Source organism: Armatimonadota bacterium, assembly GCA_013314775.1.
In the GTDB taxonomy this organism is placed as follows: Bacteria; Armatimonadota; Zipacnadia; order Zipacnadales; family JABUFB01; genus JABUFB01.
Genome location: JABUFB010000008.1, coordinates 259,934 through 279,626, shown reverse-complemented (window position 1 = coordinate 279,626; position 19,693 = coordinate 259,934). Strand labels below are relative to the sequence as shown.

Sequence of the window (19,693 nt, the reverse complement as noted above, 5' to 3'; positions counted from 1 at the left end):
TCAAGGCGGCCTAAGTGAACCACCCAACGCCTGCGGTGGCGCTTGAGCGTGCCTTCGGCGAACTCGGGCGCATCGGATATGACGACGTGGAGATCTGCATCAGCAACCGGTATGTCGTGGCCACCCTGGAGCAGATAGCCCCGGTGCGGAGAAAGCAACTGGCGGCGTGCCTCGAGGATAACGGCCTGGGAGTCCCCGCGCTGATCATCACGGGCCATCTTCATCACGAAGACCGGAAGGGAATGGGGGAGACCGTGGAACGGTTGCGGGTCTGTGGGCAGCCGGCGCGCGCCCTGGGTGCTGGGATGGAGCCCGTGCCGGCGGTGGGATTCGCCGGGCACGCGGCGGATTGGGAGACGATCAAAGACAGGATGGCGGAGCAACTCGATCAGTACGGGGCAGTTGCGGAGGAAGAAGGGTTTGTGCTGGCGGGTGAGGCCCACTGTACTGAGGCAGGCGATCGCTCGGAACGCGTGGGCCGGCTGTTGGGGGCGGAAAAGTGTTATCGCAATCTGCGTCGGGCATTTGAGCAGGCGGGTGTGGAGCGTTGGTGAGAAGACGGTACAAGCCCCCAACATCACTCGATCGCGAGCGGCAGAGCTGACCATCGACAGAGTGCTGCTGGTCATCGGTGACGCGGCGGGCTGAAGAACTCTTGCCCCCTGATGGTCGTTGGTTGCCCGGCGTTTACCGGGCGGGTCTCGGCGACCTGCCTCAAGTATGCGCCGGGGCCCGGCCCGAAGCAGACGGCGCCTCGGTCCTCCCAGGGCCCGTGGAGTTGTCGCGATGGATGCCACACCAGGCCCCGCCCCGTGCGCCTGACCACGAACACTGCTTCGAAAAGCAGTGCGAACCATGGGGGGTACACTACTGGCCGCGAACCGCGATGGCGCTTTCGTGGCCTCATCTGTTGCGGGCGGAGGATTGAGGGGCAGCAACGGCCAACAGTAACCCATTACAGTCCGAAAGAGGGTGGACAGTTATGCAGGGATACGCCGTGCTCACAATTGTGCTCTGCCTCGTAGTGCTGGTGGGTTGCCAGGCGGCCGAGACCCGGGTTGCTGAGCTATTGTGGAGCGGGGTAGATGCTTTCGAAACAGCCACCATTGAGAACTCGATGTCCTGCGCATTGCGTAAGCCGGGGAGAGCCGGCGGTGTGGGGATGAACGCGGTGTTCCTACATCCGCAGAATGCGGAGTTTTCGGTGGCAAATTACCCGCCGGTGAAGGTCGATCCGGCAGAGGGCCAACGGCTGTTCCTCCTGGGCTACGTGGGGATCTCCGACGGGTTCAACTGGGATGATGAGAAAAACCCGCCGGATGGGGTCCGGTTCCAGGTGGGCCTGGGCGCTCAGACGCTGGTGGACATCACCCTGAAAGAGAGCGCCTGGAAGGCGGTCGTGTCACCCGTGGACCTGGCCGCGCCGGGACCAGTTACGCTTTCGCTAAGGACCCATCCGGGCGAGGCGAACAATTCAAGCTACGACTGGGCCATGTTCGGGGATCCGATGCTGGTGTCCGTGGATGACCGCGTGCTGGAGCAGGGCGCGGAAGTGGTCGGGGTCAGCGGGGTGCTCATCGTGCGAGCCGAGAAACCGGGCGGCACTGTGACCGTGGAGGGCCTTGATGCGGCCGGGAACCCCGTAGCGAAGGCGGCGGCAAGCGCCGACCTGTCCACGATCTCCGCTGAGGGCGGCTATGCTTCTCTGCAGTTTGACTTCGGGAAATCACCAGACTGCGTGCGGTGGCGCTGGGAAGCGGAAGACGCGGGAGCTCTCGAAGCCTGGGGTGGAAGCTGGCAGCCGATGCTGGGGACGATCAGCGCCGGGCCGACCCGGGCAGTGAATTTCGAAGGCGAACCGATGAGGATCAAGGTAGCGGTGCCGAACACCGGCCGCGGCGCAGTTGTTCCGGAACATGGTGCGACGGTGACCTGCAACGGGGCCACAAAGCCCATTGAGCGGGTTGCGGCGGGTGAGACGGGGGAAATCGAGTTCGAGTTGGCCGACGTTAGCCGCATGCAGGTGACGGTCCGGCTGGGCGATCAGACCGCAAGCCAGTCGTGGACGAACCTGACCCGCCTTTGGCCGGCTCTGCCTGAACTGCCGGCGGGGCGGCCGGAAAAAGCCCGGGTGACCGAACTTGGCGCGCCATACCTGATGATCGAGAACCCCTTCTGCCGGTTCGTGGTGAACAAGGAAGCCACAGGCCTTGGCGCACTGGCATACGTCTGGGCAGATGACAAGTGGGAGCTTGCGGGGAGCGTTTGCCCCTGGGTGGAGTTCGTGCTGGCCGCCGGAGAGCAGGAGGCGCCGGCATTCCACATGGTGACGCCGGATACGGATGAGGACGGCGCGGGGTTCGACGCCGAGACCACGCTCAATGCGGGGATCGCCTGCAAGCTGTCCGCGCGGCTGTCTGATGATCGGCCGGGCATCCGGGTGGATGCGGAACTGGACGCGCTGCGCCCTGTAAAGTTGGCGGCCTTCCGTGGCCCAGCGGTGCATGCGGGCGACCGGTCGACTGGAGCAGACAAGGGGATCGCTATCTTCCCCGGGCTGGAGTATCTCTATGCGGAAGAGAGGAGCTCCAGCACCCGGGATTTGGCCCCACCGCTGAACAAGCGCTGGACTCCCCACAAGTTCAAAATAACCGTGCCTTTGATGATGGTCGAAACCCGCGATGGCGGCCCGGTTCTGGGAATCGCGTGGGATGCCACTCAGAAGTGGGATGGCGACAACATCGCTCCAGGCGCAGCTTTTGCGTCGCCGGACTTCCTCAACCACCAGGATAATCACTTCATGCAGCTTTTCCTGCCCTCCGTGCCGGACTTCGTGCCGGAGCACGAGCGCTTCGCCGCGGAGCCGGTGGCGCTGGAGCCCGGTAAGCCCTGGAGGCTGAGCCAGATTATCGTGGCGGGCGTGCCGAAGCCGGACGCGACCACGGCGTACGAGTGGTTCGACGAACTGATCGGCTACCCGCCAGCCGAGGCGTGGGCCCGGAGCTTCGAGGAGGAGGTGGCTCTGTGTCGCCACGGGTTCCTGAAGAGCGTCTGGGATGCGGAGACCAACAAGATGCGGCACGTGGTGGGCTGGAGCTCGTTCAACTCGCCCGGATATGCCACGCTTCTGCTCACGGACGCCCTCGGGGTGGCGGAGGGGGAGGACCGGCGGAAGGTCATGGACGCAGTGAACCTGGTGGGCAACCAGACCATCCAGCAGGAGGGTGAGAAGGGGCTTGCGAGTCGCGCTGGTTGTCACATCATGGGCTGGGAGTTCCCGTATCACTGGGGCCACCTACCGGGATCGTATGCGGGCATGCGCGACCAGGCCTATCAGGCGCTGGGAGACCAGGAGGAGAATGGCGGCTGGGGGTACTATCCAAGCGGCGACCAGAAGATGCTGGGCGAGCCAGGCACGCAGACATCGGGGATCGTCGGACGGAATGTGTACACCCTGGCGAAGTACGCGGCGATTTCCGGTGACCCGGTAGTTACTGCGGCTATGGAGAAGGGCCTGAAGCGCCTGAGGGAGTTGAACGTGCCCCGTGGTGCACAGGGCTGGGAGTGCCCTATTCTGGAGCCGGACGTGCTGGCTTCAGCGTACGCCTTGCGCGCCTGCGTGTGGGCATACCAGGCGACCGGCGATCCGCAGTATCTGGAGGACGCCCGGTTCTGGGCCCGCACTGGCCTGCCGTTCCAGTATGTCTGGGATGACGGAAAGCGGCCCGGGATGCGGTACGCGAGCATCCCCGTCTTCGGCAGCACCTTCTACACCCACACCTGGATCGGCCTTCCTGTGCAATGGTGCGGGCTGGTGTATGCCTACGGGCTCGTGGAACTCATGCGGTTCGATGACAATCCTCTATGGCGTCTGCAGGTGGACGGAATGACTTCCAGCGCTACCCACCAGCAGTGGCCCTGGGACAGCGGCGAACTTACGGGCACCTATCCAGACAGCTACGGCCAGTGGTTCACACACCGAAACCCGGTGTACATCAACCCTGAGGACATCGTGCTCAACGTTTTCGCGCTGCACGGAATGGACCCAGGCCTGCGCTCGCAGCCGGTGGAGACCGGCGCAGGACGCCTGCACGTGACCGCGCCGTGCGACATTCGGGCATCCGCCGAGGGCAGTGATCTGCGCATTCGGGGCAAGTATTTCCCGTCGCGAACCGTCTACCTGAGCGTGGCACCGGTCAGGCCCGGCGATGGGGCACTTGTGACGTCCGCCGGGACCGCACTCGCGAGAGTGGACGACCTTCCCGCGGGCAGCATCGGCTGGCACTGGAACCAGGCGCTGGGCATCGTGAGCATCGGCGTGCAGACGGACGCGGAGGGGAACCTGGATGTGACGGCCTCGGGGTTCGAACGACAGGAGCTCGCAGCTCCACAGGAACGGGATGTGTGGGAGTTCGATGAGGACACCCAGGGCTGGACGGAGGCCCACGCCTGCACGGTGTTCCAGCGTGACGGCGCGCTGCGGGTTACCAGCACAGGGCCCGATCCGTACTGTGTCAGCGGTCCTTCGGCGATCCCCGCGCGCACTTTCAAGCGACTGACAGCCCGGGTTCGCATGACCGCGGGCAATGCCGTCGGCCTTTTCTGGCGATCCAACACATCCCCGGCTTGGGGGCCGGATAAGGAGATGGCCGTGCAGGTGCCGGCTGACGGCCGGTGGCATGAGGTGGAGTGGGACCTGTCTGACCACCCGCTGTGGTCTGGGAACATCGTGCAGCTGCGCCTGGACATCGAACCTGCGAACGCACCTGCGGGCACGGTGCTGGATGTGGACTGGGTGAGGCCGAAGTGAGGTTGCGGCCCTGCACCGCAAAGCGGACGCAAGCAACGGATGATTGCCGCCCCCCAAGGAGGCAGTTGCATGCATGCACGAAACCTGATCGCGCTGAGTCTGCTGGGAGGGATAGTCCTGGCCCCGTCTCCCGTGGCGCATGCCAAGAGCAGCCAGACGTTCTATACGCCCGAGCGGATCGCCATCGGGCGGGAGAATGTGGAGAAACATGACTGGGCGAAGGCGCAACTCGCCCGAATCATGAACGGTGAGCCGCAGACTTACATCATCGGGCGCGAGTATGTCTCGGCGAAAGAGTACGCCGCCCAGAGCGATGAGTTCATGTGGCTCTTGCAGCCGACGACGCGTCTGCCGAGGGTTTCGACGCACGAAACCATGGCGGAGTGCCCCATTCACGGCACGGAAGTGCGGAAGATCAATGCCTTCCACCCATGGCGCATAGACCCGATCCGGCACCCGTACCAAATCCAGTGCGCGCTGGGAAAGGAATGGTACCCCAGCAATGACTGGGTGAACGGGGACATGACCTCGGGCGAGTTCCCCGACGACGGGAACGGGATCCTGCATAAGGGCCGGCGATTCTACATGCTGCGGGAGTATGCCCATGCGGCGTACTGCGCGGTGACGATCCCCTGCCTGCGGGCGCTCTCGCAAGCGTGGTTGCTTACGGGAGATACGCAGTATGCCCACAAGTGCGGGGTGCTGCTGGCACGGCTTGCGTCGGAGTACCCCAATCACGATGACCGCAAGGACAGGTTGTACCTGGCGCCCTACGGCGGCCGGCACCCGCATTACACCTGGAAAACAGGCGGGATGATCACCGACCTCATCTGGGAGACCTTCTGCACCGAGGCGGCGGTACTGGCGTACGACGCCATCTATGACTACCTGGGGCAGGATGAAGCGCTGATTGAGTTCGTGCGTAGCAAGGGCCTCCCGGTGGAGAATGCCGACGACCTGCGGAGGTATATCGAGAGGTACATTCTCAAGGCTGCAGCCGTAGGACTGCTCAACGGTGACATTCACGGTAACGAGGGGCACCACCAGGCGCTGGCGATGACCATCGCGCTGGTGCTGGATGACTACACCGGGCCCAGCCCGAACTCCCTGGACATGCTGGAGTATACGTACCACGGAGAGGGACGGGCTGCATACATACTGGCGAACGGGCTTTACAGGGACGGAGGCGGGCATGAGAGCCCGAACTACAATGCAATCAAGTTCGACTTCATCCGCGTGGCGCGGCTTATGGAACAGGCGCGTGGGCTGCATCCGGATCTTCTGCCGGTGGAGCGGTACCCGGACATCTTCGCCGAAGCAAAGGCCCGGGCGATGTTCGATTACTTCATCGACGTCATGGTGATGGACACCTTCATCCCCTCCATCGGTGATTGCGCGGGCAGGCTCGTGCCCAGGCGCGTGAAGCCTGACTACTATTCGTATGTGGGAGCGCCCAACCTGTACGCCTTCGAGCGCTTCGGCGACCCGAAGTACGCCCGGGCGAGCACCCGACCGAACGGAACGATGATCGCGGGGGAGTTGTTCGAAGAGTACCCGGCGGAGGCACTCGAGGCAGCGATTGCGGGCGATTCGGGGCAGATTGTGCGGCGCTCACGCCTGCTGGATGACTACGGCGTGGGAATCCTGGAAAGCGGTGAGGGCGACAATCGCCGCGCGGTGGTGCTCAACTACGCGGCCACACCGGGACACCGGCAGCAGGACAATCTCAATCTGGAGTTCTTCGCCCGCGGGATCGACTTGCTGCCTGATCTTGGCTACCCATTCGGTTGGGATTACCGCTGGGAATGGGATGCCAATATCATGGCTCACAATACGGTGAGCGTGGGGGAGACCCAGGCGGATACCCGCCAGCGCGTGGGCAATGAGTCCTCGCTGTTCGTGTCCGAGAGCGGCGTGCACGCGATTGTAGCGCATCACAACCCGTACCCGACGGAGGCGGGCCTGAGCAAGGCGGCCGCTCCAGGTGTGGACCTGTATGAGCGTACGGTCTTGCTGGTGGACATCGACCCCAAGCGGTTCTATGTGGTGGACCTGTTCGCGGTAAACGGCGGGGATCAGCGAGACCAGAGCTGGCACGGTCCGCTGGTGTCGCCGAAAGCGCCGGACCTCGACTGGAAGGTTCAGGAGACGGGAACGCTGGCGGGACCGGATGTGGCGCAGTTCGCCAGGTACAAGGACCGGTGGGGCCGGGAGTGGGTGAACTTCCCGAGCTTCGTGCGCAATATACGCCGGGCGCGATTGGATGGGCCGGCGGTCTGGACGTGGGACTACGGGATGGCCGAGAGGGACCGGCTCAACGTGCATGTGATCCCGCTGGGAGGGCCGCTGGAGGCGATTATGGGCACGGGACGCTCTCCTGCGCGGCCCCAGGACTGGGGACTGGACTACGTATTCCTGCGCAGAACGGCCGAGATCACGGAGAGATCCCTGTTCCTGACGGTACTCGATGCCTACCAGGGAGATGCGCCCACGGTGACAGGCGTGCGGGTCATTTCGCAGGACCCGCTGGAGATCGAGGTCAGCTACGAGGGAGGCAGCGATCGGGTGTGCATCGGCACTCCGGCCGGACCGAGCCTGACCACTGCCCACCGGGAGCACGGCATCCGCGTCATCTCAACTGTGAACGGCGAGATCCGGCGCGACGTGCAGGCAGGGCACTGGGCTCCGGGGCAGGGCCCCGGCTACGCCCATGCGGAGCTCGTGGCCACCGACTGCCCCGCGCAGAGGGTGGCAATCCCGTACTCCGAAGCGCTGGAGGCCATCTGTGAGCCCGGGAGAGCAGTGCGCATCTTCAATGAGTGGAGGACGGCGATGTTCCGGGTGGTAGCGACGGCGCGCGAAGGCGACCGGCTGTGGCTGACGCTGGACACGTCGGCGCTGCTCGCAAAGGGCCCGGTGACGGCGGTGGAGGATGGGAGGCTGGAGGTGGGCGCCCATTTCACGCTGTCCACGGGCGGCGTTGACAATGAGGGAAACCTAATTGAGAGCAGGCACCTGTATTTCGCGGGAAGCAGGCTTGGCGAGGGGGATGCAAGCCTGAAGGTATGCGGGACCTGGCGCAAGTCGGGATCGGAGACGCGGGTGTTCGTTGAAGGCGCCGACCGGGAGACCCTCGAACGGGCATTCCTGGGCAGAATGGCGAATATCTGGCAGTACGGGGTGGGGGATACGCTGGAAGTGGTGCGGGTTGAGGCGGATGTGGTGGGTGAGTGACAGTTCCGGACAGGCAGAATTGCCTGTCACACCCTCGGCAGCAGGACACGCGCCCATCGCGAGGAGAGATGAGATGACTGACAGGCCCTGCATCGTGGCGATTGGTGCGCATGCGGCGGATATGGAGTTTTCGGCGGGAGCAACGCTCATCAGACATGTCCGGGCCGGCTGGGATGCGCATCTCGTGCACTTGACGCTGGGCGAGAAGGGGCACGCGACGCTCTGCGTTGGGGAATACGGGGCGCAGAAGAGGGAAGAGGCGCTGGCGGCGGCGGAAGTCATCGGGGCACAGGCGCATTTCCTTGACTGCAAGGACGGCGAACTTGATGCGGATGAGGAGACGGCGCGGGAAATCGCGCGAATTCTCAGAGTGCTTCGACCCAGCGTCATCATCACCCACTGGAGCCGAAGCATCCACCGGGATCACGAAGCAGCCCACGAATTGACGCGGCGCGCGGTGTTTCTCGCTGCCATCCGGCACTTCGACCTGGACGGTCTGCCCGCTACGCGCTGCCCGCGGGCGTACTACGCGGACAACTGGGAAGACACGGAGGGCTTCCGGCCCTACGTGTACGTGGATGTGAGTGCGGAGATGGACGCCTGGGCGGAAGTGTTCCGGTGTTTCGCAATCGGCCGCGGGGAAGGCAGATACCCCTACTGGGACTGGTACCAAGCCCGCACGCGGCTGCATGGAATCGGCCTGCGCGTGGCCCACGCTCAGGCCTTTGCCATCGATGAAAAGGACATTTTCGTGACCCGCGAGACGCTCTGAGAAAGAGAGTGAGTCCGATGCCCCCTGGGGTGCGCCCGTACAGTTGCGAGGACGAAGCGTCGCTGGTTGCGGCCTGGAATGCGGCGCTGCCGTTGGATCCGATCGATATCGCGACATTCCGGCGCAAAGTGCTGCTGGACCCGAATTTCGACCCGTCGCGACTGCTGGTAACTGGCGGGATCGGGGACGTCACAGGGTTTTGTCTCCTGGTGATGCGCCGCGTCGCGCTGGAAGGGGTGGGGCTGGAATCCGGTAGGGCATGGATCACCGCCATGGGAGTGCGTCCGGCCCAGCGGGGCAAGGGGCTCGGATCGGCGCTGCTCGAGCGGGCAACGCAGCTGTGCCGGGAAACGGGGTGCAGTCAGGTGAGCATCGCACCCTATGCGCCCAACTACTTCGTGCCCGGAGTCGATCTGGACGGGTATTCCGATGGCCTGCGTTTTCTGCTGGCGCGGGAATTCGTGCAGGTTGCCGATGCAATCAGCATGGACGCAAATATCGTACTGCTGGACACGGCCGCGCACCTGACCCGCGAACCAGAGCTGGCAGCGGCGGGCATCCGGATCGGCGCCCTCGACCCGAGCCGCATCCCAGCGCTCATGGCTATGCTGCAGGAGCATATGCCGGGCGATTGGGTGCGCCATGCCCGAGAGCTTCTGATCGATGCATCTCGCGGGCACGCGAGTTACGACCAGTTCACGGTGGCGGAGATGAATGGGGAGGTCATCGGCTACTGCCAGTATGAAGGCGAGCATTTCGGCCCCTTCGGCGTGCGCGACGATTTCCAGGGCCGGGGGATCGGAACGGTGCTGCTGGCAAAATGCCTGGAAGCAATGCGGCGCGCCGGACACCACAACGCATGGGTTCTGTGGACCAGCGAGGACACCGCCAGGAAAGTGTACAACCGGTTCGGCTTCAAGGTGACGCGACGATTCGCCATTCTCAGGCGCGAACTGAGGTGAGGGAACGGGGGGCTTCACCCCGGCCCGCTCTCTTTCGCAGCAGGTCCACCGGCTCACGCTGAAGGCAAAAGGCTGTCGCCCCTGCGGGGCTTGAAGGCAACGGCCAAAGGCGGGCCACAGGTGCCCACAGTACGCGACCAGAAGACTAACGGCCGGCGCGGTAGGGGCCCGCGCGCTGCATACGGCAGACAGCGGAAGGCACGGGCCTCAATCCGACTGGTCAGAACCCAATGCGGCCGAAGGTGTCCATGATGTTCACGACGCCAGGGCCGAGAATGACCACGAAGATCCCCGGAAAGATGAAGAAGACCAACGGAAACAGCATCTTCACAGGGAGCATCGCTGCCACTTCCCGCACGGCGAGACTCCTTCGTGTACGCAAGGCGTCCGCCTGACCGCGCATCACCCCTGCGATGCTGGAGCCCAACTCTTCCGCCTGAATCAACGCTGCCACGAAGACTTTCAGCTCCAGAATGTCTACCCGTGTGGCCATCTCCTGCCAGGCTGCACGTCGCGTCTTGCCAACGCGAATTTCGGCAAGTACCCGCGCGAACTCGTCCAGCAGCGGCCCCTTGCGCCGTGCGATGACTTCTTGAACGCTGGCATCCAGACCAAGTCCAGCCTCCACGCTCACCACGAGAAGATCGATGACATCCGGCAGGGCCCTGCGAATCACAGACTGTCGGGCCTTCGCCTGGCTGTCGAGAATGTGACCGGGGGCGATCAGCCCGACCCCGGCGATCGCCAGCCCGACGGCGATACGCAGTGGCGGGTCCAAATGAGTGGTCTTGAGGACCACCAGACAACCTGCGATCCCCACAACAAGTCCAGCTCCCTGAACCAGGGTCCACGTGCCGGGATTCAGACCCCACGGCTGCCCGGCGCGCCCCAGGCGCAAGGCCATCGCTTTCGCCGATGCCTTCGGTGTCAGTCGCAGGGCGAAGGCATTGAGACGCTGGAACAGCGGGGACAGGACACGTTCACGGAAGCTGCCGCGGACCGCTTCCGGCACCTCGTCCACCGCGACCCCTGCCGCCAACTGAGCGAAACGGTTGGACATTGTGCGAGACTGGCTCTCCATGACTGCGGCCATGGCGGCGAAGGCTGCGGCAACGAAGACCAGCCCAGCGATGAGGATCAGTAGCACACTGCATCAGCCTCCGCGAGACCTGGATTTCCCCACTCGGCCCTTATATCTGAATATTCAGCATCTTCTTGATCAGGGCGAGCCCAGCCAGCATCGCGACGGATGCGCCGCCGAACATTATTAGCCCCGGCTTTGTGGAGAAGAGTGGTTGCAGGTAACCGGGACTTAGCCGGTCCACCACGAGTGCCAGGAATACGGGCAAGGCCGCCAGAATCCCTGCCGACAGGCGTCCTTCGGCAGTCAGGGCGTTGATCTCGCCGTGAAGACGCACGCGCTCGCGTATCATCTCAGCAGCGGTCTCGAGAATCTCGGCGAGATTGCCGCCGACATTTGCCTGGATCTGGCATGCGGTGACTACCAGTTCCACGTCCGGTGTGGGGCAGCGCTCATGCAGGTGCTTGAGGGCATCTTCCTGCGACACGCCGACATTCAACTCATCCAGCAATCGCCCGAACTCTTCAGAGATTGGCGGATCCATTTCGTCGCAGACCACCTGCATTGCGCGCAGGAAGGAGTAGCCGGAGCGCAAAGAGGAGGCCATCATTGAGAGGGCCTCGGCAAGCTGGTTCCCCAGAGACCTGCGCCGTGCGCTGATGCGGATGCTCACATAGAACCAGGGGATCATCAGCCCGACGAGGGCCAGTACTATGGCTCCGAGCAGCTGTCTCACCACCATGCCGATGACGAAGCCTGCCCCGGCGCATCCAAGCATGAGCGCGACAAGCTCGGAAGGGCGCAGGAGCAAGCCGGCCTGCAGCAGCATCCACTGAAGACGGCGGTTGACGCCCATGCGCTGGAGAGTGCCGGTGATGATGGGCGAGGCGTCTCCCGGACGGACGTGGGGTTGCGGAGCAGGCTCAACGGCCACAGGCTCGTCGCCGGATTCCTGCCTTCGCGCGGACGAGAAGGCCATGATCAGCGCGGCGATTGCGACCCCGGTGAGGAGTGTTGCGGCCGCGATGATGGCTACTGGGGGCATGCTTTCCTCGCTCCCATCCATGCCTGCTGCAGGTCGGTGGGCAGGCGGACGCCCTGAGCCGCAAGCTTGTCGGCGAAGAGCGGGCGAAGTCCGGTGAAGACAAACTTCCCCACTACGCGACCGGCCATATCCACGCCTTCCTGCTCGAACTTGTAGAGGTCCTGGGTTACGATCCGGTCGGATTCCATATGCTGGACTTCGGTAATATGCGTAATTCTGCGAGAGCCGTCGCGGAGACGAGCTTGCTGGACGATGAGGTCGATTGCCGCCGCGATCTGCTCGCGAATCGCGCGGGAAGGCAGTTCGGCTCCCGACATCAGCGTCATGGTCTCCAGGCGTGAGAGAACATCGCGGGGTGAGTTGGCGTGGCAGGTGCTGAGGCTGCCGTCATGCCCCGTGTTCATGGCTTGAAGCATATCCAGTGCTTCGCCGCCGCGCACCTCGCCGATGATGATGCGGTCCGGGCGCATACGCAGGGCGTTCCTCACAAGCTGGCGGATGGTGATCTCACCACGGCCCTCGAGATTGGGCGGGCGAGATTCCAGGGTGATGACGTGGCGCTGCTGCAGACGCAGTTCTGCGGCATCTTCGATGGTGACGATACGTTCCCCCGCGGGAATCATGGAGGACAGCACGTTGAGTGTTGTGGTTTTCCCGCTTCCGGTGCCGCCTGCAACCAGGATATTCAGGCGCGCTTCGACGCAGGCGCGGAGGAACTCCCGCATGGGTTCGGTGAGGGTGCCGAGAGAGATGAGGTTGTCCACGCTGAAAGGCTCGCGGGAGAACTTGCGGATAGTGACGCAGGGCCCGGTGACCGAGACCGGCGGGATAATGGCATTGACCCGGGAGCCATCCGGCAGTCGGGCATCAACCATGGGCATGGACTCGTCCAGGCGTCTGCCCAGAGGCGCGATGATCTTGTTTAGGATGCGCATCACGTGAAGGTCGTCGACGAACTGGCGCTCCACTTCCTCGACCTTGCCGTTGCGCTCCACGAATATTGCGCGGGGACCGTTCACCATAACCTCGGTGATCCCGTCATCGTCAAGGAGGGCCTGAATTGGGCCGAACCCGCGCACTTCGTTGTAGACCTCGGACAAGACCTGCTGCCGCATGCGCGCGGTGAGGGTGAAGCGGGAAGTCCGAGCGGCTTCGCTGGTAATGATGCCGACGCGTTCGAGAAGCTGCTCACGAGTCATGCGTTGCAGGTCCTGCAGGTCCGTCTCCGCGAGTAGTCGCTCGTGCACCTGAGTCTGAAGACGAAGCAACTGGGCTGCGAGAGCCCGGTTGCTCTTGGCAAGGTATTCATTGTCCCACGCTGCTTCGGGGTTCGCAGCCATGTCGGGGCCTGCCTTTCGTGACTGTGAGTGGGATGTGCTAGGCGGGTCTGTCGACGGGTTCAGGCGCCGGTCTCTTCAGGTGCGGGAACCCGTGCCCGCGCCTCCTCGACGATCTTATCGGCCAGCTGGGTGATGCTCCGTGAAAAGGGTGATGACGGCTTCGCAAGCACCGCGGGCACTCCGTCGTTCGCGGCTGCGTGCACAGTCTGAGAGTCATTGGGGACTGAGTGCCAGATTTTCTTCCGAGTGGCCTTGCGCAGCGCGGCCTCGTCAAAGGCATCCTGGTTTGCCGCGCGATTGAGCACGAGACGGAAGGACTCGTCGGTAACAAAATGGGGCACGAACGCGTCGATCATTTCGGCCAGTGCATTGAGTTCGGTGATGCTCCACAGGCTTCCCACGCAGAGAGCCAACTGCGCTCGGCTGGCGGCGTAAAGTGATCCCGGCCAGACGGTAGCAGGAAGATCGCAGATGATGTAGCGGTACCTGCGACGCAGAATGCCGAGCAGAGCGGCGATGAAGTTGACGGAAAGGATGTCCATCCAGGCGGGGTCAGGGCGCGCTGCGCCGGCGAGGAGCTTTAGCCCAGAGGGGTGGCTGAAGAGAAAGGTCTCCACCAGGTCCAGGTCCATCTCCATCGCGTAACCGGCCAGGTCCAGTACATTTCCCGCGGGTTTTGAGTTGAGCAGAAGCGCAAGGCTGCCGAACTGTCCCGAGAGGTCGACGAGGACCACCTTGTCGGGAGCGTGGGACAGGAGCGCTGCACCGAGATTTGCCGCCAGCGTGGACTTGCCGGCACCATCCCGTGGCGAAAGGAGGGCGATCGTCTGAGGCATGGCGTCAGGGTCGAGTGCCATGCGGTACTCAGGGTCCCGTCTCCGCGCAGGCAGCGTCTTGAGGTCCGCAATTATCTGGGCAAGCTGCTGTGGCGACGTGGCGGGGGTGATTACCGCCCTGGCACCGGCGCGCATGGCTCTGCGCAAGGTCTGTTCGCTGGAGTCGTCACACAGCAGTGCGCAGGCCACGCCGGGAGCAACGAGGGAGATCAGTTCGCAGGCCGAGGGCCCCGACAGGCCCGGGAGATGATCATGCAGGAGGAGTATCTCGGGACGAGTGGTGACGGCCATCTGGACGGCCTCAAGGCCGTCGCGAGCGTACCCCGTAACATGTACGTCGTCCACTGTTGCCAGCGCAGCCCGGATACCTTCTGCGAGGCCGGGCGCTATCTCGGTGATCAGTACTCGGATCATTTTCGGCGGGCTGCGTTTCTTCCCATTCGCGTCCCGCTACTCCCGGTTGGTGGTGCGTGAAACGACAAGGTCGATCGCTGGCTGTCCTGCGCCGCCGGCAAGCCGGCCAAAAAGGACGCCGAACAGAAGCACGTGCCTGCGCGTGACAGTCACGCGGATCTGAGAACCGATGGGCGCAGTGTTCCCTGACTCATTTTCGGGCAGCGGCGCCCAGGCTGTAAGGCCGTTTCCTTGCCTGCGGCGATATTCGGCCTCAATGTTCACGGTGCTGCAGCAAGGGTTGCCTAGTTGGTCCAGCAGGACCGCGCGGGCACCGTCCACGGTGTCGCCGATCGCCAGTCTGCGCACCGCCTCCTGGGAGGCGTGTGCGATGCTCACCGAGTGATGGATGATGTTACCCGCCTCGAGTATGCCCAGAATGAAGGCCATCAGCACCGGGATGACCAGCGCAAGCTCGACTGTGTAAGCTCCGTACTCCCGCCGCCTTGCGTCAGTCACTGCCCGAACGCCTCCTCTGTGGAGTTCTCGACCATGCTGCGCGTTATCTGCCCGAGAGTGCTGCAGGCCAGGTACGTCGCCAGGCAGACGGCGACCAGCATGAGAGCTGTTTCAGTGGTGACGGCCCCTTGCTCGTCGTTCCAGAGCCAGGTGATCCAGGCCACTCATCCATCCTCCATGTGGAGTCGGGCGCGAGGGTCGTGAGACGTGACCCTCGCGCGCAACGAGTCTGGGTGGTTGTGCTCGAGCACAACCGGCGAGCGTCAGGAACCGCTGATGGTGGTGTTGACTTCCTCCACCTTGTCACTCACGCTGCCGCCGAGGCTACCCCACGCCGTGATGCCGACGATCACGATGAGCACCAGCATCAAGGCGTACTCCACCGTGGTCAGCCCGTCCTCGTCATTCCACAACCGCCGAATCGCTCCGAACATTTGTCGCACCTCCATGTTTGGTCGTTCATCCGTGAACACGGGTGTGTCTGCTGTCAGGTCGAGTATCGACATGTGGGTGAGAAGCCTTTACCTTTCGGCAGTGACGACGGTGTAACGCCTGCGCCACCGATGAGTGATTATGTGTCGCGAAAACAGGTGACTTCGGTCAAGCCGGGGCTTCGGCTTTTTCTGACGGCATATCCGGTAACGAAAAGAGACGCCACGGTTACCTGATTTCTGTCGCCTCCCTCGGAGGCTCACGAGATCGGAGGTGGACCAATTCGATGGGTTCCGTTCCGCCTCGCTCCACTCCAGCCGTGGCTATAAGCTGCCGCCCGCTTCGCGGCTGTGAGGCGAAATGAGCACCAGCGCAATGCCAGCACTCTTTCAATTCGCTCGGCCGGCTGCGCGCACGCCAAACAGTGACAACAGCTGATCCCGGGAGGTCCAGAGAAGCCCGGGACAGCGGTAGATGACGCGCAGTCTGCAGAACTGAAACGCGCCCGTGAGTGATGTCATGAGTGCAGCGCAATCCCGTGCTGTGCTACAATGAACGCGTGAATCCTCGATCTATCCGCCACATAAGTCGCTCGCAGATGCGTTCCTTAGGGCCAGAGCTGCGGCCGCGCGTGTCCAGGCTGCGGGTGCTAGGCGAAGGCGCCCATGCCCTTGGTGAGTTGCTGCTCGTCCTGGGAGCTTCCATGTGCCTGCCCGCGCTGGTCGCACTCTGGTACGGGGAGAACGAGGAGTTTTGGGCATTCAGCGGCACGGCGGTGGTCATCGCCCTGATCGGCTTGTTGCTGGAACGAAGTTTTCCCCAGAAGCCCCTGTCGTGGCGTGCGGCGCTGGTGCTCTGCGTCCTTGGGTGGAGCTGCTACTCGCTGGCAGGAGGATTGCCAGTCTGGCTGAGCCGCGAGATACCATTCGTGGACGCGGCTTTCGAAGCCACCAGCGGATTCACAACCACCGGCTTCACAGTTCTGACAGGGATTGAGGATCTCCCGCACTCGATACTGCTGTGGCGGGTTGAGATGCAATGGCTCGGGGGCCTGGGGATACTTAGCTTTTTCCTGCTCGTAAGTTTCCCCGGCGGCGAGGCATTCCGACTGCTGCTGGTGGAGGGTCCGAAAGCCCTTGTTCAGCGCCCCTCGCCGGGAGTAAAGGGCACAATCTTGATCCTGTGGCGGATCTACATCGGCCTGACCGCGCTCAATTTCCTGGCACTCCTATTGCTGGGTGCCGGGGGGTTCAACTCTCTAGCGTATGCGCTGTCGACCGTATCCACGGGCGGATTTGGGCTGCATGACGCGAACCTCGGACAGTTCGCGCTGACCGGACACCCCAATGCGTACGGGATCGAACTCGCGACGATCGTGTTCATGCTGCTATCGGGGATCAGCTTCCTTAGCCACCACCTGCTCCTGAGTGGGCAGCCGCGGTCTACCCTGTTCGGCTCGGAGACGCGGACCTACTGGATGATGCTTGCCGGGACGGTGCTCTTGCTTCTCTTCGAAGGGTACCTGAGAACCGGTGAGGCTGCCTTCAGTCACGGTGAACTCCCGAGAAAGGCGCTGTTCCAGTCTGCGTCGTTGCTGAGCGGGGCAGGTCTGGCCACCACGGATTTCAGGTACTGGCTCAACTTTCCTGCCGGGCTGCAGGCGCTGCTCTTCCTCATGCTGACCGGGGGATGCGTCGGGTCCACATCCGGTGGGCTGAAGATCCTGCGGTTCCGTGTGCTGCGCCTGTATGCGTGGCATCACGTAAAGCGCAGCACGTATCCGCGGCGCTACGTGATGCCCTTCCGCCTCGGTGGCGCGCTGATCCCCGAAGAGGAAGTCAACGAGATGGTGGTGGTGGCTTTCTGCTGGCTGGCGCTCACGGCGCTGGGCGGGGTGATCACCGCTCTGTTCAGCCCCCACGGCGCTCTGGAGAGCATCACAGTGTCGCTGTCAGCAGTGAGCAACATGGGTCCCTCGCTCCTGACGCCTGCTGACCTTGCGACGTTCCCCCCGGCGCTCAAGGCTTACTACATTGTGGTGATGCTGGCGGGAAGGCTCGAGATCCTTCCGGTGCTGGCGCTTTTCTCGCGGCGCGTCTGGCAGTAGCAAACTCATGGGCGACGATGGACGGGAGGCAACGGGATGTACATTGTGATTGGTGGAGCCGGTGTTGTTGGTAGCGGGATTGCCCAGATCATGCGGGATACCCACGATGTGGTGGTAGTGGATATTGATGAGGCCCGTTGCGCCCAGATTTACGCCGAACTTGGGGTGCTCACCGTCCACGGCAGCGCGACGGACCTGGGTGTGCTGCAGCAGGCCGGGATTGACCGGGCTGATGCCGCACTGGCTCTGATGCGCAATGATGCAGACAACATCACTTTCACGCTGCTTGCACGGCAGTTCGGCGTCGCCCAGTGCGTCGTGCGGATGCGAGATTCGCGCTACCGGGACGCCTACGACCTGGCCGGAGCCACGTATATTATCAGTGAATTGGACCTGTACCTGCATGAGCTTGTGCTGGCGGTTGAGCGGCCCAGGGCACGCAGAATCGCGGAAATCGGCGGCGGTGAGGCAGAGATGCTGGCGGTGCAGGTGCCGGAGGGTGCAGCAGCGGCTGGATTGACGGTCCGTGAGATTGCCCAGCGCCCGAACTTCCCGCAGTCGGGGGTCATTGCGGGAATCCTGGACAAAGAGCGGAAACTCACGATTCCACGGGGAGACGCCGTGGTTCCGGGAGATAGCGAGGTGCTTGTCGTCGTCAAGGCAGAGGACGTTGCTGATGTGGTGGAATGCCTAACGACGGGACAACCTGATGGGAGGAAGTCCTGAGGGGTTGCACGGAGCGGGAACCTGGCCGGACAATGAGCGTCCAATCCGCGACGATACCTCGAGCCGGCCCGGCCCTGATGGGGAAGAGGGCACCGGCAGTCCCGCACCCTTTGGGATTTTTGAGTGTCAAAGGATCCACCATGACAGTTGCAGGCCGTGGAAAGCAGCGGTGCCTGGCACGGCTCATCGTCGCCACGATTTTGGCGGGAATGCCGATGATTGTCGGCTGCCCGCAGGGTGACGGGCCGATCCAAGTCGTTGTAGAGGACCAGACAAACTCGAACGTTAGTTCTCCGGAAGAGATCAGAGAGCTCGCGCGTCGAGAAGGTGAACTGTCCTGGTACACATCACTTCCGCAGGACGGCGCTGAGAAATTCCTGAAACTGTTCGAAAAGGAACACCCCTACATCACGACGCACCTGGTACGAGGAAGTACTTTCGACACCGTGCAAAAGGTCCAGAGCGAGATCGAGTCCGGGGACGTTCAGGCCGACGTACTTCACGTTCTTGATGTGGCGATTTTTACGCAATTGCGTCGAAAAGGCTCGCTCATGCAATATTCATCGCCTGAGGAGCGGGCGATACCCACACGCTATAAGGACCCCGGGTACTGGTCGGCGCTGCGTGTGGTCGGTCTCTGCATCGCGTATGACTCGCGGCGCATGAAGCGGACGGAAGCGCCCGACACCTGGCCAGCGCTGCTCGAGGAGAAGTGGAGGGGCAGAGTGGGGCTCAAGGACGCCCAGACCGCGGGATCGGCCTACGCGCATTATTACTTCCTACGCGAGGAGTATGGGGTGTCGTACTGGAAACGAATGGCCCGCCAGCGGCCGAGAATATACAAGACGTCTGACGAGACGTTGGACGCGTTGGAAGCCGGCGAGGTCGATCTGGTTAGCGGAGCAATGGGTTACAGCGTCTACGAACGGATGCGGGCCGGCAGCTCGATCCGCCCCGTGTGGCCGAAGGACGGAGTTCCCATGATGCTGGGGCCGGTGGCGATCCTCCGATCGGCGCCGCACCGTAACGCGGCGCGACTGTTTATTGACTTCGCGCTGTCGCAGAAAGGCCAGAGGGCACTGCAGGATATTCTGGGTGGCGAGTCAGTTCGGCCGGACGTCGAAGCACCCGCAGAACGGGCGCAGTTGTCGGAGCTGAATATCATGTCGCCTGCGGGGGGCTGGATGGAGTACGCGGATCGGCAGGAGACTTTGCGGAGCGAATACATGGCGGTCTTCCACCCGGGATCGGAGTAGGTGGGGGGGTGTTACTCGCATGGTGGATGCATCGGCGTTTGGCGCAGGGATAGGCCGTCCGAAGCGGCCGGGCGAAACGTTCCATAATCTCGATTATGTAAACTTCGCGCACGTCCCTCACAGGGGCAGCCCCCGCAGTGGCCCCAGGGCTCATCAATACCTGCCAGGAGGCTTTTCTCG

At 63.3% G+C, this 19,693-nt stretch carries 15 protein-coding genes; 8 read left to right on the top strand and 7 right to left on the bottom strand.

The window, feature by feature from the left end; all coding sequences use genetic code 11:
• Positions 1–14 precede the first annotated feature (14 nt).
• The 5 genes from HPY44_08630 (at position 15) to HPY44_08610 (ending at position 9,778) form a co-directional block, all read left to right on the top strand.
• A complete protein-coding gene (locus HPY44_08630; protein NSW56065.1) occupies positions 15–554 on the top strand; it encodes a sugar phosphate isomerase/epimerase in 540 nt (179 codons plus the stop codon).
• A 428-nt stretch (positions 555–982) separates the two neighbouring features.
• Positions 983–4,810: a hypothetical protein gene (locus tag HPY44_08625; GenBank protein NSW56064.1), complete on the top strand. Its 3,828-nt coding sequence runs from the start codon at positions 983–985 to the stop codon at positions 4,808–4,810.
• A 69-nt stretch (positions 4,811–4,879) separates the two neighbouring features.
• Positions 4,880–8,044 carry a heparinase II/III family protein gene (locus tag HPY44_08620; protein NSW56063.1) on the top strand — a complete coding sequence of 1,055 codons (3,165 nt, stop codon included), beginning with the start codon at positions 4,880–4,882 and terminating at the stop codon, positions 8,042–8,044.
• A 73-nt stretch (positions 8,045–8,117) separates the two neighbouring features.
• Positions 8,118–8,816: a PIG-L family deacetylase gene (locus HPY44_08615; protein NSW56062.1), complete on the top strand. Its 699-nt coding sequence runs from the start codon at positions 8,118–8,120 to the stop codon at positions 8,814–8,816.
• A 17-nt stretch (positions 8,817–8,833) separates the two neighbouring features.
• Positions 8,834–9,778 carry a GNAT family N-acetyltransferase gene (locus tag HPY44_08610; protein ID NSW56061.1) on the top strand — a complete coding sequence of 315 codons (945 nt, stop codon included), beginning with the start codon at positions 8,834–8,836 and terminating at the stop codon, positions 9,776–9,778.
• A 220-nt stretch (positions 9,779–9,998) separates the two neighbouring features.
• Here HPY44_08610 and HPY44_08605 read toward each other — a convergent pair whose 3' ends face one another.
• The 7 genes from HPY44_08605 to HPY44_08575 all read right to left on the bottom strand — a co-directional run bounded on the left by HPY44_08605 (position 9,999) and on the right by HPY44_08575 (position 15,426).
• Positions 9,999–10,925: a type II secretion system F family protein gene (locus tag HPY44_08605; GenBank protein NSW56060.1), complete on the bottom strand. Its 927-nt coding sequence runs from the start codon at positions 10,923–10,925 to the stop codon at positions 9,999–10,001.
• 43 nt (positions 10,926–10,968) lie between these two features.
• Positions 10,969–11,904 carry a type II secretion system F family protein gene (locus tag HPY44_08600; GenBank protein ID NSW56059.1) on the bottom strand — a complete coding sequence of 312 codons (936 nt, stop codon included), beginning with the start codon at positions 11,902–11,904 and terminating at the stop codon, positions 10,969–10,971.
• Positions 11,892–13,244 (bottom strand): CpaF family protein, encoded by a 1,353-nt coding sequence (locus HPY44_08595; protein ID NSW56058.1) that lies wholly within the window; start codon positions 13,242–13,244, stop codon positions 11,892–11,894. Before HPY44_08595 ends, HPY44_08600 begins: the two co-directional genes overlap by 13 nt.
• Positions 13,245–13,303: 59 nt before the next feature.
• The gene (locus HPY44_08590) at positions 13,304–14,494 is read right to left on the bottom strand and encodes a response regulator (protein NSW56057.1); all 1,191 of its coding nucleotides are present in this window, start codon (positions 14,492–14,494) and stop codon (positions 13,304–13,306) included.
• A gap of 36 nt (positions 14,495–14,530) precedes the next feature.
• A complete protein-coding gene (locus tag HPY44_08585) occupies positions 14,531–14,992 on the bottom strand; it encodes a pilus assembly protein (GenBank protein NSW56056.1) in 462 nt (153 codons plus the stop codon).
• The gene (locus tag HPY44_08580; protein ID NSW56055.1) at positions 14,989–15,156 is read right to left on the bottom strand and encodes a hypothetical protein; all 168 of its coding nucleotides are present in this window, start codon (positions 15,154–15,156) and stop codon (positions 14,989–14,991) included. The genes HPY44_08585 and HPY44_08580 overlap by 4 nt, the downstream gene beginning before the upstream one ends.
• A gap of 99 nt (positions 15,157–15,255) precedes the next feature.
• The gene (locus HPY44_08575) at positions 15,256–15,426 is read right to left on the bottom strand and encodes a Flp family type IVb pilin (protein NSW56054.1); all 171 of its coding nucleotides are present in this window, start codon (positions 15,424–15,426) and stop codon (positions 15,256–15,258) included.
• 629 nt (positions 15,427–16,055) lie between these two features.
• Between HPY44_08575 and HPY44_08570 the strand changes: the two genes are divergently transcribed.
• From HPY44_08570 to HPY44_08560, 3 genes are all read left to right on the top strand, one after another.
• On the top strand, positions 16,056–17,531 hold the full coding sequence (locus HPY44_08570; protein NSW56053.1) for a TrkH family potassium uptake protein: 1,476 nt from the start codon (positions 16,056–16,058) through the stop codon (positions 17,529–17,531).
• A 36-nt stretch (positions 17,532–17,567) separates the two neighbouring features.
• A complete protein-coding gene (locus HPY44_08565; GenBank protein NSW56052.1) occupies positions 17,568–18,257 on the top strand; it encodes a TrkA family potassium uptake protein in 690 nt (229 codons plus the stop codon).
• 140 nt (positions 18,258–18,397) lie between these two features.
• Positions 18,398–19,513: an extracellular solute-binding protein gene (locus HPY44_08560; GenBank protein ID NSW56051.1), complete on the top strand. Its 1,116-nt coding sequence runs from the start codon at positions 18,398–18,400 to the stop codon at positions 19,511–19,513.
• The last annotated feature ends 180 nt before the right edge of the window (positions 19,514–19,693 follow it).